This window comes from Thermococcus camini, from assembly GCF_904067545.1.
GTDB classification, from domain to species: Archaea; Methanobacteriota_B; Thermococci; order Thermococcales; family Thermococcaceae; genus Thermococcus; species Thermococcus camini.
The window spans coordinates 1,223,560-1,247,566 of the sequence record NZ_LR881183.1 but is presented as its reverse complement, the minus strand read 5'-3'; the positions used below and the strand labels follow the sequence as shown (position 1 = coordinate 1,247,566).

The window sequence follows — 24,007 nt, the reverse complement described above, 5'->3', positions numbered from 1 at the left end:
AGATGACTTATTCCCCCGACGTTTATTTTTGATTATCCTGAGCACTGCGGAGCAAAAAAACCACGATCCCAAATCCAACCCCAGGTATCCGCTACAAAGATTCCCGTGAAGGCAAAATTTTCCAAGGAATCTTGACGGGTGGTAGAAGGTGCATGAAGCTTCACGGGAAAAAGAAAAATATTTCTTTCTTGGACTGTTCTCCGTCACCTACACTTTGAACCGATTCAGTGGGTAGTATAAAAAAAGAGGCAGCATCTCAGAAGACGGAGTTAAGTCTTCCCCCATCGACAGGAATCATGGCGCCGTTTATGTAACTCCCAAGCTCGCTCGCGAGGAATGCTACAAGGTAGCCTATCTCTTCCGGCTCGCCGAGCCTCCCGAGGGTATCGGCTTCGCGTAGTCGGCTAGGGCTTCCTCGATGGTCTTTCCTTCTCTCTCCGCCCTGTCCTTTGCAAGCTGTATCATCCTGTCGGTTCTTATTATTCCGGGCATTATGCCGTTGACGGTTATGCCCTTCGGCCCGAGCTCCTTCGCGAGTGTTCTCACTAAGCCGGCCATTGAAATCCTCACAACGTTGCTGAGGGCTATGTTCGGTATCGGTTCCCTTATGGCGACGCTGGTCGAGTAGATTATCCTCCCAAAGCCCTTTCTCTCCATCGCGGGGACGAGGGCTCTGGTGAGATAAACCGCTGGATAGAGGAGCAGCTCAACGGCCTTCTCCCAGTCCTCCATGGCCATCTCCATGAAGTAGCCCTGCTTTGGGCCACCGGTTGAGAAGAAGAACACGTCGGGCTCCCCAATGTCTTTGAGTTCTTTAACGGTTCTCTCAAGGTCTTCCCGCTTGGTTAGGTCGGCAACTATGTGGTGGACTTCAACGTCGCTCTCGGCTTTAATTTTCTCCATAGCTTTCTTCAGGTTTTCCTCGCTTCTCGATAGTAGTATCACGTCCGCTCCAGCTCTTGCCAGAACCCTCGCGACGCCGAAGCCGATGCCTTTGCTTGAGGCCGTTGTAAAGGCTAACCTGCCGGAAAGGTCTATCCTGAGCATACCGATCACCGCTATTTGTTAATCCTTAATCCCCAAAAACCCTGCTTTTAGAAGTGTTCCCATCAGGGAATAGTGCCAGATTATCATAGCGAAAATTCCAATGAACTCGGCGATAGCAACGCCGCTGAAGATTCTAAATGTCCATCTCGCGAGGAGAACCTCGGCGGTGAAAAGCAAAACCGTGAAGGCTCCGAACTTCCGTAGGCCTTCGAGCCAGAGACCTGCCCCTGCTATTAAATACCCGATGCTCCCTGCCAGAAAGAACCCCCAGCTGACGTGGTAGTGGGGCCCAGTCCCCTCCGGGAAGAGTGCCACCCCGGCCAAGAAGACCAGTCCGATAACGAAGAGGGCGATTCCAAGCCTGAAAACCCTGTTTTTAACTTCACCAAACAGACCGGCTGCATAATAGATGGCGAGAACAGCGGATATGAACAGCGGAACGTTCATCACCCAATTGTACGGGAGACCGACCTTTCCCAGGTCGCTTATCGCGTTGTCCGTTAGTTTCCACCAGGAGCGGTTTATCATGATTGCAATGCCTATCCCGCCAAGGGCTACTTGGGGAGAAAGAATGCCAGCCCACAGCTGGCCCCTTTTCATTCCCGGTCATCCTTCGTAGAAAATCCTGTAATGCTGAACGTACTTCTCTTTTTCCAGCAGGAAGTCATCGTCTTCTGGATAATACTTCGCTATCTCCGGGTTTTCCCCTGCAAACTTCTTGATGGACTCCATCGAGTCCCATATCGTGACGAGAAGGAAATGGGCAACGTCTCCTTCATCCTTCCTCGTGAAGTAGAGCTTTAAAAGTCCATCGACGGAGCCGTAGTCAGGAACCGCCCTCTCGATGAGGAACTTTTCGTACTCGTCCGCCTTTTCGATTGGCACCCTTCCGTGCCAGAGCCTCATAATCGGCATTGAAATCACCTCAGCATTGTCATCTACCACATCATATAAAAACCTCTCTACTCGTTACGTTTTTCTTTTCGTAGGCCCTGTCCTTCGGGTAGGTTTAGAGTTTCTCAGTATGAACGAGGCAAATTATGTTAGGACTTTAACTTTTGTTGGGTGTACTCGCGAAAATGTTGGAAGAGAAGAGCAGTTTCACCAACCGCCGCCTCTTCCCATTCCGCCTCCACGACCCATTCCTCTGCCTCTTCCCATGCCGCGTCCCATACCTCTTCCCATTCCTCCGCCGGCTCCACCTTCAGGGCCAAAAACGGCCCCGGTGAGCTCACCCCTCAAGAAGGCTTCGACGGCTTCTCTGACGGTCATCGTGGCCGGGGCCGAGACCATCCTTATGCCAGCAGCTTGGAGTACTCCCGATGAGTTGGGCCCAAACTGACCCGCTATAACCACATCGGCACCATTGTCTATGACGAACTGCGCCGCGGTAACGCCTGCCCCCCTCGGCTGAGAATAGCCAGGGTTCTGAACGACCTGGGCGCCGGTTATTTCTCCGTTTTCGACGTCAACTATCGTGAAGGTTGGTGTCCTCCCGAACGCCGGGTTCACCCCGTCATCGAGTCCTCCGTTTACGGTTGAGACTATGATCCTCATTCACATCACCTCCTGGAGAATTAGGAAAACCGAACTTAAAAAAGTTTGCATACGCTCAAAATGGCCTTCCCCAGGGCCTGGGCCTCAGGAATGACCTGAGGGCTAAGAGTACTATCAGACCCAGAGCGTATGGAAACGCCACGACGAACAACTTGAACAGGAAGTACAGGATTCCGATGAGGAAGAGCAGGTCGATTAGACCATAAGTGCTCCCGAACGGGTAAAATCCGTACCCCGGCCTGCCGTATCCTCTTCCCATTCCTCTTGGCATTCTCCTTCCTCCGATACGTTCTCAAAGCTCATGTCCATAAGGTAAAAATAAAGGGCTCACCACCAGCCGTAGAGCCAGCGGAGGGTTCTCCTGCTGGGCTGGCCGGTCCATGGGCAGTAGCCGAGCCTCGCTCCCCAGCCTCTGCCTCCTCTGCCCCATCCCCTTCCAAAGCCTCTGCCTCTTCCCCAGCCGCCACCGCGGCCCCAGCCAAAGCCGTAGCCGTAAGCGGGGTAGGCCGGGTATGTGGGCGTCGCCGGGTACGGGCCGTAGGCCGGAGCTGGCGCCGTTGGGGTTGCCGGAGCCGGTGCTACTGGAGCTGTGAACTGCCCAACGCTTCCACTCACGACTGCCTTTATCGCTTCTTCAACGGGTGTCCCCGGGGCGACTTGGTAAAGCCTTATTCCAGCGGCCTGTATGGCTCCGAGGGCGTTGGGGCCGACCTGCGGTGCTATCACCGCTTCGACGCCCTCGTTGATTAAGGTCTGGACGGCCAGTGGCCCGGCTCCGCCTCCTGCCATGGCGGCACCGTTCTGGATGACCTTGCTGTTGGTGACGTTGCCGTTTTCGTCAACGTCCGCTATGAGGAAAGCCGGTGCCCTGGCAAAAACAGGGGCGACGGTGTCCTCAAGCCCCCCTCCATTGGTGGGTATCGCGATTCTCATCTCAACCACCTCGCTTTCGTTCTATTATTTTGTGCATATGCACAGCATTTAAAGTTTTCGGTTGTCCTAATCCCCAGGAATTTTTAATGACCACTCCGATATTGCATCCCGACAGAAGGATTACTGCACCGGCACCCATAGAACGCCCAACAACAAGTCCTTCCTACCCCCAGACGGCTTTTGGGATAGAAGTTGAATTTCGTAGGGCTGCCATCATGAGGCAGTCCCAGCTATCCCCTTACAAACCTGCCGTCGTCCCTGGCCTCCGGAAGCTTGTGAACGTTTCGCTCCAGCCAGCCCTTTCTCTCAACGTCCCTTATGTCAAACTCTGGCACATATGGCTTTATGTCAAGCAGGGGCGTTCCGTCAACGATGTCAACGTCTTCGATATGGAGCACGTTTCCCTCGACGCCGGTGAGCCTCACTATCGAGATGCCTATTGGGTTCGGTCTGCCCGGTGCGCGGGTGGCGAAAACCCCGTGCTCCTCCTCGTCCATGTAGGGTTTGACCAAAAGCTTTCCAGGCTTTGCGAGGTGGAAGTGGTAAATTAGTATGATGTGCGAGAAGCCCTCGATGTCCTTCAGCCCGGGTGCGTACTCCGGGAAGACCTCGACGGTTCCCCTAACGCCCCTCGCCGCCGAAGGCTGTATTGGAACGCCCTTCGGCTCCTTGAATGGGCTGTGGATGATTCCAATGATGCGGTAGGTTATCTCCATCTCAATCCCAAGTTCCGTTGGAGGTGAAGCTTAAAAGCCTTCGTTAGGTTTCTAAAAATGAACCTGGTGGCGGCTATGCGGATCCTTGTCCTCAACGACAATACCCCAGGAAAGGGCTTCCTCAACGACTGGGGCTGGAGCGTTCTGGTTGAGGGAAAAAACCGCTTCATATTTGATGCGGACACTAAAGGGGAGATTCTCCTCCATAACTCCAGAGTGTTGGGTGTATCTCTAAAAGGCCTCGACTTCGCGGTTCTGAGCCACTGGCACTACGACCACTATGGAGGCCTTCCTCTCGTAGGGGAGCTGAATCCTGGAATTCCTCTCTACGCCCCGCCGGGAAACGGGACGATGGTGAGACAATGGGGGTTCCGGGTTGGGGAGGTCAGGAAGGCCGGTGAACTTGAGGCAGGGGTTTGGACTTCGGGGCCCTTAAACGGTTTTGAGCAAGCTATCGGGGTTGAAACTCCTTCAGCCCTCGTCGTCATCGTTGGCTGTTCCCATCCGGGCGTTGAGGGGCTTACAAGGGCAGTCCTTGAGGTTTCTGGCTATGGGAAAGCCCACCTCGTAATCGGTGGTTTTCATTACCTCCCGGCCGGGGCTCTTGATAGGTTGTCGGAGTTGACTGAGTTCATAGCTCCTGCCCACTGTTCTGGGGAGGATGCGAAGGCGTATGTGCGGAGGAAATATCCCGAAAAGTTCGTTGAGGTTAGAACGGGGAGCGTCATCGAGCTTTAAACCCCGAGGAATTCCCACAGCCTCTTAAAGAACTCCGTTTTTCTTCCTTTTTCAGTTATGAAGATGAGAATCCTCAGCTCTTCAACGGTTTCGCCGTCAATGTTTACCTTTTTCCCCGCTTCCTTTACGTCCCTGCTCTGGGCGAGTGCTCTAACGACATTCCAGCCCTCTGGAAAAAGACCGTTGAAGTATCGCTCAAGCCACCTCTCATCAATCGAGCGGACGAAGAGTTCTCCCTCGCGCGAGAGGCGGTAGTAGGTGTGGTGCTTGTGGACCTCGAAGGCCTTCTTGAAGCTTGCTTTGCTTCGCTTTACCGCGCTCCCTGGGTCGCGTTCTATCAGGCCGATTTCAAGGAGGGCGCCGATTGCATCCGTTATGAGTTCAAGCGGAAGGCCGCTCATCTTCCCAATCATCTTCGCGTAATCAACGCCCGCCCTCTTTAGATGGATCAGGATATAGAGGTGAACGGGGAGAAGCTCAGATCCTCGGTATGAACCTGGGCGTTTTTCTCGCGTAGCTTTTCCACTCATCGCCGAACCTCTCCGCTAAGGCTCTCTCCTCCTCCCCTATAAACCTCACCACCGCGAGCCAGTAGACGAAAGGCAGACCGAGCATGAAACCGTCGATGACGAGCGAGAAGCCCGGAAGAATCAGGAGCCCCCAGATTGAATAGATAGGATGTCTGATCCTAGAGTAGCACCCCGTTGTGAGCAGCTCGCCTTTCTGGTAGGCCCTTGAAACTTGGAAATAGCAGAGGAGCCAGAGTGCTATGCCAACTGTGAGAAGGGCAATTCCCATACTGGGAAACCTGATAAATGGTCTGGAGAGCTTCGAGTTTAGGCAAAATGCGAGAACCGCGTAGGGAACCGCGAAAAGGGAAACCTTGGGAACTATCCCAAGGAACCTCATCGCTCACTCCTCTATCGGCGGCTTTTCGGCCTTTTTGGCCTGAACTTGAGTATAGATGTCGTCGAAGTTCTCGATGAGTCTCTCCAAGGCGACGCTTAAGTCCCTCGTCCTCGTGAAGAATGCCACCTTGTTGGTTTTGTCCCGTATTCTCAAAAAGTTCGGCCCCATTCTGAAGGCCGCCAAAACGTCAACGTCGAGGAGCTGACTAACAACCGCCTTGAACTTCCTGGGGTCGCCATGGCCTTCATCATGCTCCTCGAAGTCCTTAGCTTTATTGTGCCTCTTTTCGAGCAGCTTAACGCTACCATCTTCGCAGACCTCGTATATCGCGAAGAACTCCGAGTCCCCGTAGTGGGCATCTATGAGCGTCTCATCGTTTTCCATTCCAAACGCGACCTTCAGGCACCTCATGAGCATCACCGTTTTGAGCGTATGCACAAAGCTTAAAAGCTTTTAGGTTAGCCTAATTCCTGGAGGTGAGAGCTTGCAGATAGCGGTGAGCGGTGGGAAAGGAGGAACTGGAAAATCGACCGTCGCGATAAACCTCGCGATAGCGCTTAAAGAGCACTACGACCTTGTCCTGGCGGATCTCGATGTTGAAGCTCCCAACGACCACCTTCTCCTCGGCGTGGAACTGGCCAACGAGGAGCCGGTTGAACTGTTCATGCCGCGCTTCGACTATGGGAAGTGCACCCGGTGCAGGAAGTGCGCCGAGGTCTGTGAGGAGCACGCGATAATAACCATGCGCGACGGGACGCCCTTCCTGATGCCGAACCTCTGCTCCGGCTGCGCCGCCTGTGAGATAGTCTGTCCGGTTCCAGGGGCGATTCTGCCGGGCAAGAAGCTGATGGGGCACACTTATCTTACAGAGACTCCCTACGGCTTCCCGCTCGTCACGGGAAGGCTCCTTGAGGGTGAGGAACGAGCGATGCCGATAGTTTCGAGGGCCAAGAAGCGCGCTCAGGGGCTTGGTAAGGAACTTCTGATGGTCGATACCGCCGCGGGGACGAGCAACACGGTATCGAAGGCCCTTGAGGATTCGAGGCTCATCATAGCCGTCACCGAGCCGACACCCCTAGGCATTCATGACGGCGAGCTGATTCTGAAACTCGCGAAGCTGATGAATGTTCCCGCGATGGTCGTTGTGAACCGCTCGGACCTCGGTGACGTGGGCAAGGTGCGCAAGATTGCCGAGAAGTACGGTGCGGAGGTAATCGCGGAGATTCCGTACAGCGAGAACATCATAAGGAGCTACGTTGAGGGGAAGCCAATAGTCCTGACGGATTATACCGAAGCGGGGCTCTTCAGGGAGATTGCTTCCAGGGTCGTTGAGTTCCTCGGAGGTGGTGAGTGATGCAGCTGGTCATAGCGAGCGGCAAGGGAGGTGTTGGGAAGAGCACCGTCACAGCTTCACTCCTCTACCTGCTGAAGGACGAGTACCGGTTCGTTGCCGTTGATGCCGATGCAGACGCGCCGAATCTCGACCTGCTCCTCGGCGTGGAGCGCTGGGAGGAGGAGAGGGAGCTGATAGGTGCAAAGGTGGCAAGGATAAATGCGGAGAGCTGCATAAGGTGCGGTATCTGCCAGGAGCGCTGCCCCTACGACTGCATCAAGGTTATTGGCGGGGACTACGTTGTCAGCGAGCTGACCTGCGAGGGCTGCAACGTATGCGGTCTGGTCTGTCCGGTTCCGGGGACGATAACGCTGGAGGAAGTCCGCTCCGGCGTGGTGAGGAAAACAATGACGCGCTATGGCTTTCCTCTTATCTCTGCCCAGCTCGACGTTGGAAGGCCCAACAGCGGAAAGCTCGTTACCGAGGAGAAGGAGTGGGCGAAGAAGCTCATGGGCGAGCTCGGTCTTGAGCACATGATAGTGGACAGCGCCGCTGGAATAGGCTGCCAGGTCATAGCGAGCATCGGTGGGGCGGATTTGACGATACTAGTTGCTGAGCCAACACCGGCTTCCCTCAGCGATGTCCAGAGGGCCTACAAGGTCGTCCAGCACTTCAGGCAGCCGGCTTACCTCATCATCAACAAGGCCGACTTCAACCCCGGCTTTACTGCCCTGAGGGAGTGGGCCGAAGCCGAGGGAATCCCGATACTCGGTGAGATACCCTACGACAGGGCCATTCCGAGGAGCATGAGCATGCTTAAGCCCTTCGTCGAGGCCTTTCCGGACTCGAAGGCTGCCGAAGCGATGAGGGGGATAGCGGAGAGGGTCAGGGAAGAGATACTTAAGTGAGCCCCTTTTCTTCCCCCTTTGCTTTCCAACCCAAACCTTAAAAGCCCCCTCGCGTAGTCTCCCCGGTGGTGTGAAATGGCCGAGATGAACGAGATGGAGAAGCTCGCTTACGAGTATCAGCTCCTTCAGGCCCAGGCACAGCTCTTGGCCCAGAACCTCGAACTGCTCACCCTGGGGAGGAACGAGTTCCAGGCGGTCAAGGAGACGCTGGAGGGACTCAGGAAGGTCGAGGAGGAGAAGCCTGAGATTCTGGTGCCGGTTGGCGCGGGTTCGTTCCTTAAGGCGAGGATAGAAGACAAGGAAAACGCGATAGTCAGCGTTGGCGCTGGATACGCCATAGAGAAGAACCTCGACGATGCGGTAACGTATCTGGACGCGCGCATCAGGGAGTACGACGAGGCGATAGCCAAGACCCAGGAGGCACTCAGAAAGCTTGAAGGACAGCTGGGAGAGCTCGCCCAGAAGGCGCAGGAGCTTCAGCAGAGGCAGGCGATGGGTTTCAGCGTGAAGAAGTAATGCACTACCTCCAAAGCTGTTTCATTTCGATTTTACCTGCTTGCCATTCTTCATTGAAGAATTCTGCGGATACCATATGAGTTACTGCTGGGACCGGAACTTAGTGTTCTGAGAAAAGCGTGTTTACTCACGTTTGTTTCGTAAAATTGGGAGTTTTGGTGCCTTTGTTTTGGATACGTTTAAATGTCTCGCGGCACTATTCACGGGGGATATGAATAGAGTGAGGATAAAATTCATTGCCGTGGCGTTCGCACTGCTACTGATTCTGGGAACCTTTGGGTTAGCCGTGCCTGGGATTAACGTGGACGTTCAGGGGGTTGGGGCCGGTTCTCAGAGACTTGTTTCCCCCATTCTCCAGGGGTCAATATGGTTTAACACGGGATTAACTTCCAGTGAGCTCGTTTTCTCGGAAGACCTTCCTGCGGGAACGCAGATTTATGTTTCGCTTCGAGACGCCAACAACAACACCATTGCTTACAATTACTCCATTGTTCTCACGTCGGATTTGACGGCTGGAAGCATTCTGCGGTATTCCCTCGTCAATCCAAACGGAGCCAGCAGGGCCGATGTCGCCAGGGCTGTCGTGACCGTTATGACCCCCGACTACCAGACCACGTTCACCTCGGGTAATATACTGGTTACGAGCAGGGAGCTGGGAGTTGGAACCGCAAACACCACCGTCTTCTGCACCCCGATAACCGTTAAGGAGAACAGCGGGCAGACCCTTTACAACTACAGCGTTCTGGTCGTCTTGGACGACAGTGCCAATAACAACAACGAGGCATGGAGCGTTGATTGGAACGTCATCAACACAACCAACCTTTACTTCACAGATGACGCCGGCAATCCACTGTATTTCTGGGTTCAGCGCCTGGACACTGTTAACAGGATAGCGTACCTGTGGGTCAAGCTTCCCGAGCTCACCGCGGGTTCATCGAAGACCATATGCCTCAACTATGGCGTGTGGCCCAATCCCTACTCCAGCTACCACAACCTGTACAGGACCTTCCTTTTCGTTGATGATTTCAACACCTTCAACACCGCCGCTTGGGAAAGCAACGTCCCGGTCACGGTGACGAACAGCTACTTAGAGCTCTCCAGCAACCAGTGGGTGTGGACCAAGAAGACCTTCGGCACGCACTACGCCGTTCACATTGGGGCTTACCTCGTCTACGACGACGGCACCAGGTTTAACAACGCCCCCAACACCAATACCCGGTACTACTCTCTGGGACCTTTCTTCATGGGCTACATAGCCCCGGACAACACAGCCTACGCGGAGGGGGCCGGCGGTAGATACAGGAGCACCATTTTCTGGGGCACTATCTTCGATAGTGAGGCCAAGGGACTGCTGACCTTCACGCTCCCCGGCGACCCCGACGCGACCGGATACTGGGACGCTTCGAGGACGAACAGTCAGTACCCGTGGAGTACTGACGTATACATTACCATGACCCTCTACAATGGTCAGCTTAACTTCTACCAGAAGAACCCGGACGGCAACTGGGGCAACGTCAGCACGTACACCCAGATGTCAAGCTACGCCGTGACTGTAACCGGAGACGGCAGGATCGGCTTCGGTCAGTGGAGTGATTACAAAAATGAGCCCAGCAGGTATTACTGGATAGTTGTCAGGAACTACGTTGATCCAGAGCCCTCTGTCTCGGTTGGGTACTGGTACTACAAGCTTGTCTTCCATCCACAGCCCCCAGCCACCACGGCCGTAGGGTCTCCCTTAACTGCCGTTGCTCTGGCATCGGTCCAGGGGTTAAACGACGCTCTGCTGGCTGGAAAGAGCGTCCCGCTCAGGTTCCCGATTTCCCTTCAAGTGCCCTCGAACAACACTCCGTTAATTCAGGTGGGCAACGGCACGGAAGAAAGAATAAAGGAACTGGTTTCCAACCTCACTCCCGTTGCCGACGGTCCTTAGCGTACCATTCCACCGTTTTCTTCAGCCCCTCCTCAAGGCTCCACTCCGGCTCGAAGCCGAGCTTTCTTATCTCTCCTATATCTGCGAGGCTGTGCCTTATGTCCCCGGGCCTCGGCTTGTCGAAGAGGATCGAGGTGTTTGCGCCGGTTATCTCGATTATCTTGGTGGCGAGCTCCAGAATGCTCGTCCCTCTTCCGGTGGCGACGTTGAAAACCTTTCCGTTGCTCCTGCGGCTCTCGGCGGCGAGTATGTTTGCCCTAACGACGTCCTTCACGTAGATGAAGTCCCTCGTCTGTTTACCGTCTCCGAAGATAACGAGAGGCTCGTTCTTCAGGGCGCGGTTGATGAAGATGCTTATAACGCCCGCGTACTGGTTGGCGCTCTGTCTTGGCCCGAAGACGTTAAAGTAGCGCAGTGCAACGGTTGGAACTCCGTAGAGCTCGTTGAAGACCCGCAGGTACTCTTCAGCTGTTGCCTTGGTCACTCCATACGGTGAAAGCGGTTTTGGTCTCTCGGATTCCTTCAGCGGCAGGTTTGGATTGTCCCCGTAGACAGCCGCGGAGGAGGCAAAGACCAGCTTCCCGTGACCTTCCAGAAGGGCTTTCAGAATGTTGAGCGTGCCGATGACGTTGACTTCCTCGGTGAAAACCGGGTCTCTGACGCTCTCGACGACGCTAACTTGAGCAGCTTCGTGGAAAACATAATCCGCTTGGCTTATCAGCTCTGCTATTGATTCGTAGTCCCTGATGTCTGCCCTCACGAGCTTCGCTCCCGGTGGAATGTTCTCCTCCTTCCCCGTGTAGAGGTTGTCGATGACGATTACCTCGTTGTCTTTTACAAGCTCCCAGGCGATGTGGGAGCCTATGAAGCCAGCCCCTCCTGTAACAACTATCAGCTTGTCCCTCATCGCTACCCCCGTATGTAGTGTTTGCCGCGGGTTTTAACCTTTTGCCGGGTCAGTGCCCAGCGTTTTGATGTATTTTTGTTAAATTCGAAACCGTTATAAGCCCCCTATTGACTTAAACCTGGGTAAGGAGCCATGCCGAGCTACATCGTTGTTGGCGGTCAATGGGGAGACGAGGGCAAGGGTTCCATCATAGCGTACCTTGCCCTGAAGGACGAGCCTGAGGTCATAGCACGCGGAGGCGTTGGGACGAACGCAGGACACAGCGTTTTTATCAATGGTAAGAAGTACGCGGTTAGACAGCTTCCGACGGGTTTCATGCAGACGAAGGCCAGGCTTCTCGTGGGTGCGGGTGTTCTAGTTGATCCCGGGGTGTTCTTCCACGAGCTTGAACACCTGAAGGACTTCAACGTCGCCGGGAGGGTCGGCATAGACTACCGCTGTTCCATAATCGAGGAGGAGCACAAGAAGCTCGACAGGAGCAACAGCCACCTCCGCGAGGAGATAGGAACCACCGGGAGCGGCTGCGGGCCAGCTAATGCCGACAGGGTCATGAGGCGGGCGAGGCTTGCAAAGGAAGTCCCAGAGATTGAGCCCTACCTGACGGATGTGGCTCGGGAGGTCAACGACGCCCTTGATGATGGAAAGCTCGTCCTGGTTGAGGGGACGCAGGGCTTCGGCCTGAGCCTCTACTACGGAACCTACCCCTACGTCACATCGAAGGACACCACCGCTTCTGCCATAGCGAGCGACGTCGGGATAGGTCCGACGAGGGTTGACGACGTCATAGTCGTCTTCAAGAGCTTCCCAACGAGGGTCGGCGAGGGACCTTTCCCGACCGAGATGCGCCAGGAGGAGGCTGAGAAGCTGGGTCTTGTCGAGTACGGGACCGTCACAGGGAGGCGGAGGAGGGTCGGCTGGTTCGACTTCGAGTTCGCCCGCTACTCAGCGAGGCTCAACGGCGCGACGATGATAGCTTTGACCATGCTGGACAAGTACGACAAAGATGCTTTTGGCGTCACCGACTACGACAAGCTGCCGAGAAAGGCTAAGGAGTTCGTGGAGGAGATAGAGGAGAGGGTCGGCGTCCCGGTCGCGCTCATAAAGACCGGGCCGGAGCTGGAGCACATAATAGACAGGAGGGAAGTCATTTAACCGTGTACTTGCCCTCCACCTGCGCCAGCCTGAGCTTTGACGTCAGCCCTCCAGCCGGGACGAAGTCGTGCTCCAGCAGCTCGCCGGTCAGGGTGTTGAACCTGGCGAAGTACGTTCCCTTTCTTCCGACTCCTTTTATGCTCGCGTAGCCCTCCTCGATGTTGTGGGCGACCCATTCTATTGAGACGCTGTCCCTGTAGTTCTCCCCCACGAACCTCTCGAATGCCTTCGCTATGGCGCTCTCTATGTACTGGTAGTCAAAGGAAAGAACCTCCCCTGTTTCCCTGTGGATCACCAGCTTTCCGAAGGTCTTCGAACCGGTGAACTCGACCTCCCAATGGTCCGAGAGCCTCAGCCCCTCCACCGAGGGGTTGGGCTCGACCTCGGCTATTCTTTCAAGGGCTATCTCCTCGATGACGCTTCCCTTTATGAACCTGTCCATCTCCTCCAAATTGCCTTCCCTTGACACGAATAGCTTTACTACCTGCCTCTCGTCCTCAAGGGTTATGCTGAACCCCTCCCCCGACTCCTCAACGAAGACAGCCCTGAATCCGGGATAGCGCTCCAGGGCCAGCTCCACTGCCAGGTCACGCTCTATGGCGACGTTCTTCTCGATAATCTCGCCGCTGGACCCGTCGTACGTTATTCTCGCCTTTATTCCTCTCCCCTCGAACTCCGCCCTGACAGTCTCGTGGTTTGTCACCCTGCAGGACTTGAGCTCAAGGCGATCCAATTCCAGAACGCTTCCGAGGGCCTTCCGAAGAGCCTTCACCGGCGGGCTTAGGCTTTTCTCCTCCAGAACCTCTCCGGTCCTGGGTTCAAGGGAGAGGACTTTAACGGTTCCCTCAGTTATCAGGTCCACCACGATCCTCTCGGGCTTCCTCTCGATTCCTATGACTCTGCCGTCTGGGTACCTGTCGAGCAGGATTTCTAGTATAGCTTCCTCGCTCAGGGCGGGAGAGACTCCCTTAACCTCGCCGCTGTAGGAGTTGATCTCCACCTCGAAGAGGTACCGCCTCGTTTTTCCTCTGAGAACCGTGAAGCGGCCCTTTTTCGTTGCCTCAATGACCTCGGGGTATTCCCCTGTGGCATCAAAGACGGCTCTTCTGGTAAGCTCCAGGAGAACCTCATCGGGAAGAGGCTCCGCCTCGGCCCAGACGCGCCCCTCGTTGAAGTCGAAATGAACCCTGACCTCGTTCCTGCCCGCTCCAAGAACCAGCTCCGCGCCCTCGGGGACATAGGCCTTCCTCGTCTGGACGACCTTCAGGTCGAGCCACTCCTTCCTGACGGCTTCCTCGATGACAAGCCTTTCAGGGCCGGGCGCTTCGTTGATCTCTACATCAGTAGCCTGAACCGTCGCGACGTCCTCCAGGAGGACCTTCATAGCCAGACCCTTCAGCTCCCCCTCCGCCTTCATTACCACCCTGTCGCCGTTCACGAGGGCCTTTCCGCTATCGCTTTCCCTGCTCCATGAGACGATGTAGACGGGCCTGAGCTTAAGCTTTAACGCCTTAACCTTCGCGGCCTCATGAGAAAAGCTGTACTTATACGCGGCCACCCTCCTGGCCTCTTCCACGAGCCTCTTGGTGTCGAGGGGCTCCACGAGCGGCCCGTCGAGGACGAACTCCCTGAACTCGACTTCCTCCCTGCTTCTCTCTCCGATTAGCTTTTCGAGGAGCGTCCGCGGGGGTTCTATGGAGTACCTGTTGAAGGCCTCTGCCAGCCACTCGGGGCCCAACACCCTTGCCCCCTTCAGTTCCAGCTCTGATTGATCTCCGTCGAGTATTATGAGAACCGCGCGGTCGTACTTCTTTAATACCGACTTGAGCCACTCGCTTCTGGCCCTTCCCCTGAGAAGAGAAACCGAGAGCCTTTCCGGGCCCTGGAACGGGTTTTCCCTCTCTCCGATGACCGTGATGAGCCTGGCATCTCCCTTCTTCTTGTATTCCCTACCGGCTTCCGCGTATCCGGCCTTCCTGAGCAGTTCCGCCAAACCCTCTACCAGAAAATCGTCGGGTGCCAGGAGGATTATCGACGGTTCCCACTTCACAGTACCCACCTGTGTTAAAGAAAAAAAGCCCCGAATAAATAGTTTGCTGGAAGTAAAACTGCGTTATTGAGCCGATGAGTACGATTTTTCAACCAGCCACTTAACAATTGTCCCATGGAACTCATCTGCCCACTCGGGGTCTTCAAATATCTCGTGGTACGCTCCCTCGAACTCCCTCAGCGTCTTGTCCTCAACTGTGAGCTCCTCCAAAAGCCTTCTTGAGCCATCGGGCGGGGTTATCACGTCGCCCGTGCCGATGATCAGCAGCACGGGAACCTTTATTTTCCCTGCCTCCCTGTGGGCCGGCTCCATGTTCACAAAAATGCTCCTCCCCAGCTTGGCCGAAATCCTGTCGTGAACGAGCGGGTCTTCTACGTATCGCTTCACGGCCTCTGGATTACGGGAGAGTAGCTCTGGTTTCAGTCCGTTGGAGAGAACAACTCCCGGGGCGACCTTTCCGAGGAACTTCGCGAGGGCCACCATGAAGCCCGGTGTTTCCGGACTTTTGGCTAAGGCCGGCGAGGAAGCGATTACGCCCCGTATTTTATCGGGCCTCGTTTCTGCGTATCTGATGACGGTTAAACCGCCGAGGCTGTGGCCGAAGAGGAAGGGCTTTTCCCCGATTTCGTCTATAATGCCGTCGATTATCTCCATCGCTTCCTCAACGCTTGTATGTCCCCTCTTGCCGGGGCTCTTCCCGTGGCCGGGCCAGTCGAAGGTGTAGACGGCAAAGCCTGCATCGTTGAGCTCTCTGATTAGTCTTCCGTACCTTCCGCTGTGCTCGCCGAGGCCGTGGACGAGAACGACCCAGCCGAGCTTTGCTTCGCCGAATTTGGCCTTGTAAACCTCCATCTCAACCACCCAACCAGAGCCTTTTTAGTGGGAGAACGTCAAAGTCTTCATCTTCACTCACTACCGCCTGAAGGCCATTGTTCTCTATAACTGCAATGTGAAGGGCATCGGAGGGGCGGAGGTTGTACTTGAGGATTATCCCCCTGGCTGTCAGGTAATCAAAGACGGTCAGGGGGAGAACTTCAACGTAAGGGAGAACCTTTTCGTCTATGAACTCAATCGAAAGCTCGTAAGGGACGCCGTATTTCTTCTTTGCAACGTGGATGGTCTCGTCAAGAACCAGCGGACTTGTGTAAAGGCTATGGTTTTCAATCAGTTCGGCGTAGAACTCAATTATCTTTCTCTCGTCTTCGGGCGTCTTGGTTAGGAGGTAAACGAAGAGGTTTGTGTCTATGAAGAGCTTCATTCCCCAATCCCCCAGACATCATCGAACTCGTCTTCAAGGCTTATCCCCTTGAGCTCTCCGAGTTTGGCGGGTTTTCCCCTGGCTCTCTTGTGCTTCCATTCGAGGAGCTCTTTAATCAGTTCTTCTTTGCTTTTCTTGGGCATAATTATCAGTCCCTTATCGGTAGGCTCGACTATGACTTCTCCACCTTCATTTATCCCGTAAGCTTCTCTGAAGACCTTTGGAATGACTATCTGTCCTTTTGGGCCGACCTTCAGACGGATACTAACCAATGGTATCACCAAGTATAACTATGGGTTCAACCGATAAAAAGGTTGCGAGGGCAGAAATTTAGGAAGAGAAGGGACTCTCCTTTAGCCTCTCGTTTGCGAACCGGACGATTCTCTTGACGTCTTCCCCTATCGTTTCGGGTTCGGGCTTCATCTGGACGTAGAATACGTTGGTCTTCGGTGTTAGCGAGACGTGCTTGATGTTGGCTGGCCTTGACAGGCTCTCGATGAGGGCCTTCAGGTTCTCCACGTCCCTTTTCTTCTCGTAGAGGGCCTCGTACTGCTTCCCGGCTATCTCGATGACTTCCTTCCTGAGCAGCTCCTCGTTATCTATTCCGGGCCTCATCCGGTAGTAGCCTTTCTGTATCAGGTGGGCCTCCCTTCGTATATCCGAGAACGGCTTGATGACGAGGTACAGCTTGTCGTGCCGGCTCGTTATCAATGCTATCGGGAAGTAGAGAAGGCTGTGCCTCGGAAGGAGTGTCAGGGTGTACTCAAACTTTCTGAGGTTGCCCCTGTTGACCTTGTACTCGGCGCGAAAGCCGATGTAGCCGCCGAGCCAGGTGTAAAGCTCATCCTCGGGTTTGATCACCTCTTTGACGGCCCGTATGTAGTGCTCCATCAGCATGAGGTTCAGCTTCCGCCCCCTGTAGAACTGAAGGGCGGAAATGCCGGCAATAAGGAATATCGCAGCAAACAGTACCTGATTGTCCATCTCAATCCTCCTCCAGTGGATAGTATCTTTCGAGGGTTCGTGCGTCGAGTATCTCAAGACCAGCGACATCATCGAGGGCAGCGACGATGTCCCTTATGATCCGCCAGCGAACGGGCCAGCTGAGGGCGTTCTGAAACGGGTGGTGAAGACCTTCGGAGAGCCGGAGGTATACCCTTACACCATCTTCATCGACGGTGACGGCCTCGACGAGCCCGAGGCTCACTATATCCACCCCGGTTATGGGTTCCTTCACCCTTTTAAGCCTCTCGTAGATTTCTTCACTCTCCAACTATCTTTCCCCCGAGGGTTCTGAGACGCTCCAGCCCGCGGGGTTCCTCCGCGAAGACCGGTATCCTCACAACCTCAATTCCCTTGAACTTCCTCCCCACCTCTCCGAGAACCCGCTCCTGGGCCTCCAGCTTGGCCTTCAGCTCCGGAACCTCCGTCCGCAGCTCCAGAACCTTGTTCATGACGATCATGTTGAAGGGCACGCGGAACTTCCTAAGGCTCTCCCTGGCCCTTTCGGTTTCATAAAGGGGCAGCATCTCCGGGTTCATCACCGCCACGACGCTCGTTTTCTCGGGGTCGGTTATAACTCCCTCAACGAAGGCCACCTCTTCGCGGTAGGACTTAAGCTCCTTCATCACGGCGTCGTCCTGCTCCCTCGTGGGTAGCTTTATCTTCTCACCCTCAACGGTGAACTCCTGCTCCCCGTGTATGTTGGCTATCGCGGCGCGCCTGTCAAGGATGGCCTTCCTTATCTCGATGAGTTTATCCGTCCAGATCAGGGAGATTCTGGGGAGCGCGAGAACGCGGAGGGTTAATCCGGTCGGAGGGGTATCGAAGATTATCACGTCCCACTCATTGCCCTTCGCCAGTATCTCCCTCACCGCCTCCAGCGTGGCGTACTCCTCGATTCCCGGGGAGTAGCTCAGGACCTCGAAGTACTTCTCCAGGTTTATGACCGTGAGATAGCGGTAGGTGTGCTTCATGCTTTCCTCCAGGTGCTTGAGGTATGCCTTTATCAGCTTCTCCATGTCGAGCTCACTAGCGTAAAGGTTCTCGGCTATCTTCTTCGGTTTGTCTTTCAGCTTCACCATCAGCACGTCACCGAGGTTGTGTGCAGGGTCGAGCGACACTATCAGCGTCCGGTAGCCCATATCAGCGAGCGCCGCAGCAGCCGCCGCCGAACCCGTCGTTTTTCCAACTCCGCCTTTGCCTATGAAAAAGACGACGCGGTAGCCCTTTTTGGGCAGGAAGAACTCCCTCATGGGACCACCTCACGTGATTTCAAACATTCCCGCCAGCTCGCCGAGCACGTCGTCCATATCCACAGCTCTGCGCTGCATTACGTACAGCTCGCGCGTCATGTGGGGAAGGATTCTTATCACGAGCGTCGTAGGCGGGCTGGGGATTCCAACGAAAGCCCCCATGAGTGTGAGTGCGAACACGTTCTCGAGCTCCCTCAGCTCAAACTCGAGATACTCGGTTGAGTTCTGTTTGAATGCTCCGAAAAAGCCCTTTAAGAAGGCCCTAACGTTCTCCAGAGGGTCTTTTTCTCTGTCCTTCATTTCCATCACCTGAGAATCGGAAAATAAAGAAAGAATTCAGGCCGCGCTCGCGGCGTACTCCTCGCTCGGTCTCTTCCAGGCGACCCAGAAGTCCCAGGCGAGGAGCAGGTTGAGGAGCAGGCTGACCACGAGCGCTCCCTTCACCGCTATGAGGTACTGGCCGACCATCGGCACGTAGATGAGGTACCAGATTATCGCCGCCGTCACCGTAATCCAGAGGAAGAGGGCAGGTATTAGAACCGCCCAGCTCCAGTTTCCAGCCCTCTGGACCTTTGCGACCCAAAGTGCAGCGGTCATCATAGCGATACTGGCGAGCATCTGGTTCATCGCACTGAACGCCGGCCAGATGACCTTGTAGCCGGCTCCCCAGGCGAGGTACGTTCCAAGGCCGGCGATGATTATCGACGCGACCCACTTGTTGGTAACGAGCTTCATGGTGCCCTTGCTGGTGTCGGAGATCATTCCAAAGAGTTCCTGCCAGGCGAAGCGGCCGAGCCTCGTAGCAGTATCGAGCGATGTGAGGGTGAATGCTGAGACCCAGAGGGTCGCGAAGGTCTTTCCAAAGGTCTCGCTGACGCCGTAGAACTCGCTGACTGCCTTGGCGTAGCCGCCGAGGAATGTGCCAAGACCGCCTTTGATGATGTATTCAGTCCCCCACTGTGCGGGCTGAAGCCCGGTGAGCTGGACTCCGTAGACGGCTATGGAGGTTATAACTATGGTGGAGAGGAATCCCTCTGTGAACATTCCACCGTAACCCACCATCAGGCCGTGGATCTCATTGTCGAGCTGTTTTGACGTGGTTCCTGAACCCACGAGCGAGTGGAATCCGCTTAAAGAGCCGCATGCTATGACGAGCGGTATCGTGGGCCAGAAGGGCGACGCCACCGGAACGGAGCCGTCGGCGGTGATTCCCTTGATGACGTTGGCGCTCCACATGGTGTACGCGGGGGCGGCGAAGTCCTTGGCCAGGAATATTAGGGCTATGCCGCCGAAGAGCAGTCCGAACCACAGGATGTAGGCGTTGAGGTAGTCCCTGGGCTGGAGGAGTATCCACACCGGAAGCGAGGCCGCAATTATGATGTAAACCATGAGGATTATGTTCCAGTAGTGGTATGCGGTTGTGTAGGCGGCCGAGGTCGGGTCGGTCTGGCCGTCCACGAAGATCAGCGGGTACTTGAGGCCGATCCACACTGCTATGATGAGCAGGATGATGCCGATTATCGTTGCCATCTTGAAGTCCATCTTGACCTTGTACATAAGGTATCCCAGTATCACCGCGACGAGCAGGAATAGGAGCGTCGCCGTTGCTGCCTGGGGCGTTACTGTGAGCAGCTTGGCGGTGACGGCAACGAAGGCCGCGACGACGAGCAGCAGGGCGAACCAGATGTACACCTCAAAGGATATGCCGGTCTTCCTGCTCATGAGCTTCCCTGCGATCCACTGGACGGACTTGCCATCGTAGCGAACCGATGACATCAGTGCCAGATAGTCGTGCACCGCACCGATGAAGACGTTTCCGAACCAGACCCATATGAGTCCCGGAAGCCATCCCCATGCCATTGCCAGGGCTGGACCCACTATAGGTCCCGCTCCCGCTATCGACGCAAAGTGGTGGCCGTACAGAACCAGCGGGTGGGCTGGAACGTAGTCAACCCCGTCGTAGAGTTTGTGGGCTGGAGTTGGCCGGTTGGGGTCGGCCTTGACGACCTTGCTCTGAAGGCTCTTGCCATAGCTGAAGTACATGGCCAGGTATATAACACCGGCCAGAAGAACTATTACAGCAGAGTTCATGGTTGCACCTCCAAGTATATTCTGCGCTGTGATGTACACTTTTTGAATATAAATGCTTTTCGGCAAAAAACTGAAGATGTTTCGTTTTTGAACTTACCGTTGGAAACCGTGCCCGGATTCCAGGTGGAAGTATTTTAAGAAAGCAACGGAAAGGAAAGGGGCTGAGAGCGGGTTTTATTCGAGCTCTATGAGTGCCTGTCCGGTGTCCACAGTATCGCCTTCCCTGACGAGGATTTTTTTGACCACTCCGTCTTTTGGTGCTGGAATCTCGTTCTCCATTTTCATTGCTTCCAGGACGAGTAATCCCTGCCCGGTTTGGACCTCGTCTCCTTCCTTGACGAGGATTCTCAAAATCTTACCAGGCATTGGGGCCGTTACGGCACCCTCGCTGGCTGGTGCGGGCGTTGCTGCTGGAGTAACCGGAGCGGGAGCCGGAGCAGGTGCTGTTTTCGGAGCGCTGGATGGAGTCGGAACTCTGGCTATCTGGGGTAGGTATCTGAGCGCGCTCAGGTCAACGCCCTCAACCCCAACCTCAAACTCGACGCCGTTCACGTAAATCTTGAACCTCTGAACCGCAGGGGGTACCTCTGGCTTCATCCTGCCCTCCTTCCTCGCCCTGAAGAACTCCAGCGCCACCTGCGGGAAGAGGCAGTAGGTCAGAACGTCCTCCTCATTCTCCAGGTATCCCAATTCCTCAAGCTCCTTCCTGCATTTCTCCAGCGCGGGTTCGAGCAGGCTTCCGGGCCTTTTGGTTATCGGCTCCTCGTCGCCGAGGACGCGCCTCCTGAGTTCGGGGTTTATCTCCCCCGGCGGCCTTCCGTAGAGACCCTTTATGTAGTTCTTGACCTCTTCCGCTACCCTCTCGTACCTCCCAAAGAGGACGTTGAGAACCGCCTGCGTTCCGACTATCTGGCTGGTCGGCGTCACCAGCGGCGGCCATCCAAGGTCTTCCCTGACGCGAGGAATCTCCTCCAGAACCTCCTGAAGTCGATCTAAAGCTTTCATCTCCTTCAGCTGGGAGATGAGGTTGGAGTACATGCCCCCAGGGACCTGATACTTAAGCACGTAGGGGTTCACCATGAGGGCCTCTTTGTGCAGCATTCCCGAGTACTTCTCATCGAGAAGTTGCTTAAGGTAGCGTGAGACCTCGTGGATGAGCTCCCTGTCGAGATGGCTCCCGACGGCCTCGGGCAGGGCGTGCCAGATGGTCTGTATGCCCGGCTGGGCGGTTCCGAAGGCGAGCGGGCTTATGGCAGTGTCTATGTAGTCGGCTCCAGCTTCAACGGCTTTGAGGTACGTTGCGACCGCCATTCCCGTTGTGGAGTGGGTGTGAACGTTTACGGGAACACCGTAGCGCTCCTTTATCTCGCTCACCAGCTCGTAGGCCTTCCAGGGTGTCAGGAGGGCCGCCATGTCCTTAATGGTTATTACATCGACATCAAGCGCCAGGAGTTCTTCGACCTTTTTTATGTAATATTCGAGCGTGAAGACCTTCCCTGTTGTGTAGGCTATCGCACCCTGAACTTCCGCCCCAACTTCCTTCGCCTTCCTTATCGCCACCTCCATGTTCCTGACGTCGTTTAGGGCATCGAATATTCTGAAGATGTCTATCCCTTTTCTGTAGGCCAGCTCGATGAATCTTTCAACCACGTCGTCGGGGTAGTGACGGTAACCGACGACGTTCTGCCCGCGGAGGAGCATCTGGAGCTTGGTTTTTCTGATGTGCTCTCTGAGGAGCCTCAGCCTCTCCCAGGGGTCCTCGTTGAGGTAGCGTATGCAGACGTCAAAGGTGGCCCCTCCCCAGACCTCCATGGAGTAGAAGCCTATCCTATCCATCTTCTCCGCTACCGCGAGCAGGTCTTCGGTCGTGAGCCTGGTGGCTATGAGGGACTGGTGAGCGTCCCGGAAGGTGGTGTCTATGATTTCAACCCTGGCCATGTTAGTCACCCCTTCAGTTTCGTTGTGAGACGGTACAAAGCCCCGGCCTTAAAAGGATTGCGGCGAAAGGAGAAAAGAATATCGGCAAAAGTCGAAATAACTGAAATCAGAGGAGCCCCTCGGCTTTCGCCGCTTCCTCCGGGTCCTCGTTCCTGTGGACGACGCGGAGAAGTGCCTTTATGAAAGGCTCCGGGTCTTCGCGCTGGAAGATGTTCCTGCCGACGACGGCTCCAGCGCCACCGGCCTCTATGACATCCCAGACGAGCTTGAGGAAGTCCACGGGGTTATCGGTCTTCGCCCCGCCACTCAGGAGAACCGGAATGCCGGCGGCAGCATCGACCACCTTGGCGAAGGTCTCCCTCGAGCCGGTCCAGTAGGTCTTTATCATGTCCGCGCCGCTCTCAACGGCCGCTCTGGCGCCGTACATGACGACGCGGTAGTCCTCTTTCCTGCCGTACTTCTCGTTTATGTACGGTCCGCGCGGGTAGGCGAACTGAACGACCGGGAAGCCGAGGTCGTGGGCGTAGCTCGCTATCTCGGCGAACTGGCGCATCATAGCGTCCTCCTGTGGGCTGCCCCAGTAGACGGTGGCCGCTATCGCATCGGCGCCGAGCTTCACCGCGTCCTCGACGAAACCCAGCTGGCTCTGGAGGAGCTGGTCGCCCTTCGGGCGGAGGTTGGTCTTGCTGGTGAGCTTTATCATCATTCCCACGTTGGGCTTAACCTCATCGCCCGCCATTCTCGCGAGGCCCGGGAGCATCATGACGCCGTCGATTCCGGCCCTGACGACCTTTCTGAGAATTATCCTCGGGTTCACGTGCTCCCAGTGCTCCTCAAAATCGGTCGGTCCGTGCTCGAAGCCGTGGTCCATCGCGAAAATCAGCGCCCTCCCGTCCCTACGGAAGAACCTCTTAAGCCTTCTCCTAATGCCGATGCTCTGGTATGCATCCATACTAATCACCGGGAGTGATATATTCTTTTGGGGATTTAAGGTTTTTGGGCGAAGGTTGTTTAAGGTGTTCCTGGAAATCACTTTGGTGGTGGAAATGGAGCGCATCATCGGAAGAAAGCGCATAACCCTGGACGAGGTTGACTCCACCAACGAGTACGCGAAGCGAATAGCGGGGGATGTCCCGGAGGGAACGGTTGTCGTGGCAAAGAAACAGACCGCGGGAAGGGGCAGGAAGGGCCGCTCCTGGGCCTCCCCCGAGGGCGGTCTGTGGATGAGTGTTATCCTCAAACCCCCCAGGGTCGATCCAAGGCTCGTCTTCGTCGGGGCGCTGGCGGTCATCGACACGCTTGCGGACTTTGGGATAGAGTCTGGGATAAAGTGGCCCAACGACGTGTGGGCTGGGGGCAGGAAGATATCTGGAATACTGACCGAGGGGAAGGCGGGGGAGTACAGCATACTGGGAATCGGCCTCAACGTGAACAACACCATCCCAGAGGAGCTCAGAGAAAACGCTGTTTCGATGGTGCAGTTTACCGGCAGGGAGCTGCCGCTCGATGCGGTTCTCGAGAGGCTCCTGTTCCATCTGGGGGGGTGGTACAGGGTTTTCCTCGAGAGGCCGGACCTGCTGATGGTGAAAGTTCGCGAGAGGGCGTTCATACTGGGGAAGGTCGTCACCGTAACCGAAGGTGATGAGGAAATCTCTGGTATAGCACTTGACATACTGGACGACGGCTCATTACTCCTGAGCATTGACGGACAGTTAAGGAGAATCCTGTATGGAGACGTTTCGCTAAGGTTCTTCTAAGTTCTTTGTCCT

The 24,007-nt window shown here is 55.5% G+C and carries 28 protein-coding genes and 1 pseudogene; 7 read left to right on the top strand and 22 right to left on the bottom strand.

Going from position 1 to position 24,007, the window contains the following annotated elements:
* Positions 1–256: 256 nt before the first annotated feature.
* From TIRI35C_RS06800 to tsaA, 7 genes and pseudogenes are all read right to left on the bottom strand, one after another.
* Positions 257–1,047 (bottom strand): annotated as a pseudogene (locus tag TIRI35C_RS06800) (SDR family oxidoreductase).
* Positions 1,048–1,065: 18 nt separating this feature from the next.
* Positions 1,066–1,647 carry a DUF998 domain-containing protein gene (locus TIRI35C_RS06795; protein ID WP_188202257.1) on the bottom strand — a complete coding sequence of 194 codons (582 nt, stop codon included), beginning with the start codon at positions 1,645–1,647 and terminating at the stop codon, positions 1,066–1,068.
* Positions 1,648–1,653: 6 nt separating this feature from the next.
* Positions 1,654–1,962 (bottom strand): nuclear hormone receptor family protein, encoded by a 309-nt coding sequence (locus TIRI35C_RS06790; RefSeq protein WP_188202256.1) that lies wholly within the window; start codon positions 1,960–1,962, stop codon positions 1,654–1,656.
* A 186-nt stretch (positions 1,963–2,148) separates the two neighbouring features.
* Positions 2,149–2,604, bottom strand: a complete 456-nt coding sequence (locus tag TIRI35C_RS06785; RefSeq protein WP_188202255.1) for a NifB/NifX family molybdenum-iron cluster-binding protein — start codon at positions 2,602–2,604, stop codon at positions 2,149–2,151.
* A gap of 55 nt (positions 2,605–2,659) precedes the next feature.
* Entirely contained in the window at positions 2,660–2,875 is a 216-nt protein-coding gene (locus TIRI35C_RS06780; RefSeq protein WP_188202254.1) for a hypothetical protein, read from the bottom strand.
* A 56-nt stretch (positions 2,876–2,931) separates the two neighbouring features.
* Complete coding sequence (locus TIRI35C_RS06775) at positions 2,932–3,537, bottom strand: NifB/NifX family molybdenum-iron cluster-binding protein (protein WP_188202253.1); 606 nt, start codon at positions 3,535–3,537, stop codon at positions 2,932–2,934.
* A 230-nt stretch (positions 3,538–3,767) separates the two neighbouring features.
* Entirely contained in the window at positions 3,768–4,253 is a 486-nt protein-coding gene (gene tsaA / locus TIRI35C_RS06770; protein WP_188202252.1) for a tRNA (N6-threonylcarbamoyladenosine(37)-N6)-methyltransferase TrmO, read from the bottom strand.
* Positions 4,254–4,328: 75 nt separating this feature from the next.
* Here tsaA and TIRI35C_RS06765 point away from each other — a divergent pair, with 75 nt between their 5' ends.
* On the top strand, positions 4,329–4,991 hold the full coding sequence (locus tag TIRI35C_RS06765) for an MBL fold metallo-hydrolase (protein WP_188202251.1): 663 nt from the start codon (positions 4,329–4,331) through the stop codon (positions 4,989–4,991).
* Here TIRI35C_RS06765 and TIRI35C_RS06760 read toward each other — a convergent pair.
* Genes TIRI35C_RS06760 through TIRI35C_RS06750 form a run of 3 tightly spaced genes read right to left on the bottom strand, consistent with a single transcriptional unit; the run spans position 4,988 to position 6,311 of the window.
* On the bottom strand, positions 4,988–5,521 hold the full coding sequence (locus tag TIRI35C_RS06760; RefSeq protein ID WP_188202250.1) for a DUF2250 domain-containing protein: 534 nt from the start codon (positions 5,519–5,521) through the stop codon (positions 4,988–4,990). The genes TIRI35C_RS06765 and TIRI35C_RS06760 overlap by 4 nt on opposite strands.
* A complete protein-coding gene (locus TIRI35C_RS06755; protein ID WP_188202249.1) occupies positions 5,469–5,900 on the bottom strand; it encodes a methyltransferase family protein in 432 nt (143 codons plus the stop codon). The genes TIRI35C_RS06760 and TIRI35C_RS06755 overlap by 53 nt, the downstream gene beginning before the upstream one ends.
* Before the next feature lie 3 nt (positions 5,901–5,903).
* Positions 5,904–6,311 (bottom strand): NifB/NifX family molybdenum-iron cluster-binding protein, encoded by a 408-nt coding sequence (locus TIRI35C_RS06750; RefSeq protein WP_188203100.1) that lies wholly within the window; start codon positions 6,309–6,311, stop codon positions 5,904–5,906.
* Between the two features lie 73 nt (positions 6,312–6,384).
* Between TIRI35C_RS06750 and TIRI35C_RS06745 the strand changes: the two genes are divergently transcribed.
* From TIRI35C_RS06745 to TIRI35C_RS06730, 4 genes are all read left to right on the top strand, one after another.
* Positions 6,385–7,254: a nucleotide-binding protein gene (locus TIRI35C_RS06745; RefSeq protein ID WP_188202248.1), complete on the top strand. Its 870-nt coding sequence runs from the start codon at positions 6,385–6,387 to the stop codon at positions 7,252–7,254.
* Positions 7,254–8,141, top strand: a complete 888-nt coding sequence (locus tag TIRI35C_RS06740; protein WP_188202247.1) for a nucleotide-binding protein — start codon at positions 7,254–7,256, stop codon at positions 8,139–8,141. Before TIRI35C_RS06745 ends, TIRI35C_RS06740 begins: the two co-directional genes overlap by 1 nt.
* Positions 8,142–8,216: 75 nt before the next feature.
* The gene (gene pfdA, locus TIRI35C_RS06735; RefSeq protein ID WP_188202246.1) at positions 8,217–8,657 is read left to right on the top strand and encodes a prefoldin subunit alpha; all 441 of its coding nucleotides are present in this window, start codon (positions 8,217–8,219) and stop codon (positions 8,655–8,657) included.
* A 211-nt stretch (positions 8,658–8,868) separates the two neighbouring features.
* Positions 8,869–10,587: a DUF2341 domain-containing protein gene (locus tag TIRI35C_RS06730; protein WP_188202245.1), complete on the top strand. Its 1,719-nt coding sequence runs from the start codon at positions 8,869–8,871 to the stop codon at positions 10,585–10,587.
* Here the strand turns inward: TIRI35C_RS06730 and TIRI35C_RS06725 are convergent.
* Positions 10,562–11,494 (bottom strand): SDR family oxidoreductase, encoded by a 933-nt coding sequence (locus tag TIRI35C_RS06725; RefSeq protein ID WP_188202244.1) that lies wholly within the window; start codon positions 11,492–11,494, stop codon positions 10,562–10,564. The genes TIRI35C_RS06730 and TIRI35C_RS06725 overlap by 26 nt on opposite strands.
* Positions 11,495–11,626: 132 nt before the next feature.
* On the opposite strand from TIRI35C_RS06725, the gene TIRI35C_RS06720 reads away from it, so the two are divergent.
* Complete coding sequence (locus tag TIRI35C_RS06720) at positions 11,627–12,646, top strand: adenylosuccinate synthetase (RefSeq protein WP_188202243.1); 1,020 nt, start codon at positions 11,627–11,629, stop codon at positions 12,644–12,646.
* Here TIRI35C_RS06720 and TIRI35C_RS06715 read toward each other — a convergent pair.
* The 11 genes from TIRI35C_RS06715 to fba form a co-directional block, all read right to left on the bottom strand.
* Entirely contained in the window at positions 12,639–14,696 is a 2,058-nt protein-coding gene (locus TIRI35C_RS06715; RefSeq protein ID WP_188202242.1) for a hypothetical protein, read from the bottom strand. The two genes, TIRI35C_RS06720 and TIRI35C_RS06715, sit on opposite strands and share 8 nt — an antisense overlap.
* Positions 14,697–14,759: 63 nt before the next feature.
* Entirely contained in the window at positions 14,760–15,548 is a 789-nt protein-coding gene (locus tag TIRI35C_RS06710; protein ID WP_188202241.1) for an alpha/beta hydrolase, read from the bottom strand.
* 1 nt (position 15,549) lies between these two features.
* Positions 15,550–15,954, bottom strand: a complete 405-nt coding sequence (locus TIRI35C_RS06705; RefSeq protein ID WP_188202240.1) for a type II toxin-antitoxin system VapC family toxin — start codon at positions 15,952–15,954, stop codon at positions 15,550–15,552.
* A complete protein-coding gene (locus TIRI35C_RS06700; RefSeq protein ID WP_246454707.1) occupies positions 15,951–16,235 on the bottom strand; it encodes an AbrB/MazE/SpoVT family DNA-binding domain-containing protein in 285 nt (94 codons plus the stop codon). Before TIRI35C_RS06700 ends, TIRI35C_RS06705 begins: the two co-directional genes overlap by 4 nt.
* A gap of 49 nt (positions 16,236–16,284) precedes the next feature.
* Positions 16,285–16,938: a hypothetical protein gene (locus tag TIRI35C_RS06695; RefSeq protein ID WP_188202239.1), complete on the bottom strand. Its 654-nt coding sequence runs from the start codon at positions 16,936–16,938 to the stop codon at positions 16,285–16,287.
* A gap of 1 nt (position 16,939) precedes the next feature.
* Positions 16,940–17,227, bottom strand: coding sequence for an iron-sulfur cluster assembly protein (locus TIRI35C_RS06690; RefSeq protein WP_188202238.1), 288 nt, complete (start codon positions 17,225–17,227; stop codon positions 16,940–16,942).
* Positions 17,217–18,209 carry an ArsA family ATPase gene (locus tag TIRI35C_RS06685; protein ID WP_188202237.1) on the bottom strand — a complete coding sequence of 331 codons (993 nt, stop codon included), beginning with the start codon at positions 18,207–18,209 and terminating at the stop codon, positions 17,217–17,219. The genes TIRI35C_RS06690 and TIRI35C_RS06685 overlap by 11 nt, the downstream gene beginning before the upstream one ends.
* A gap of 9 nt (positions 18,210–18,218) precedes the next feature.
* Entirely contained in the window at positions 18,219–18,509 is a 291-nt protein-coding gene (locus TIRI35C_RS06680; RefSeq protein ID WP_188203098.1) for a hypothetical protein, read from the bottom strand.
* A 36-nt stretch (positions 18,510–18,545) separates the two neighbouring features.
* Complete coding sequence (locus TIRI35C_RS06675; RefSeq protein WP_188202236.1) at positions 18,546–20,300, bottom strand: carbon starvation CstA family protein; 1,755 nt, start codon at positions 20,298–20,300, stop codon at positions 18,546–18,548.
* 174 nt (positions 20,301–20,474) lie between these two features.
* A complete protein-coding gene (locus TIRI35C_RS06670) occupies positions 20,475–22,238 on the bottom strand; it encodes a pyruvate/oxaloacetate carboxyltransferase (protein ID WP_188202235.1) in 1,764 nt (587 codons plus the stop codon).
* A 106-nt stretch (positions 22,239–22,344) separates the two neighbouring features.
* Positions 22,345–23,190, bottom strand: a complete 846-nt coding sequence (gene fba / locus TIRI35C_RS06665; protein WP_188203097.1) for a class I fructose-bisphosphate aldolase — start codon at positions 23,188–23,190, stop codon at positions 22,345–22,347.
* A 94-nt stretch (positions 23,191–23,284) separates the two neighbouring features.
* On the opposite strand from fba, the gene TIRI35C_RS06660 reads away from it, so the two are divergent.
* On the top strand, positions 23,285–23,995 hold the full coding sequence (locus tag TIRI35C_RS06660; protein WP_188203096.1) for a biotin--[acetyl-CoA-carboxylase] ligase: 711 nt from the start codon (positions 23,285–23,287) through the stop codon (positions 23,993–23,995).
* Positions 23,996–24,007 lie beyond the last annotated feature (12 nt).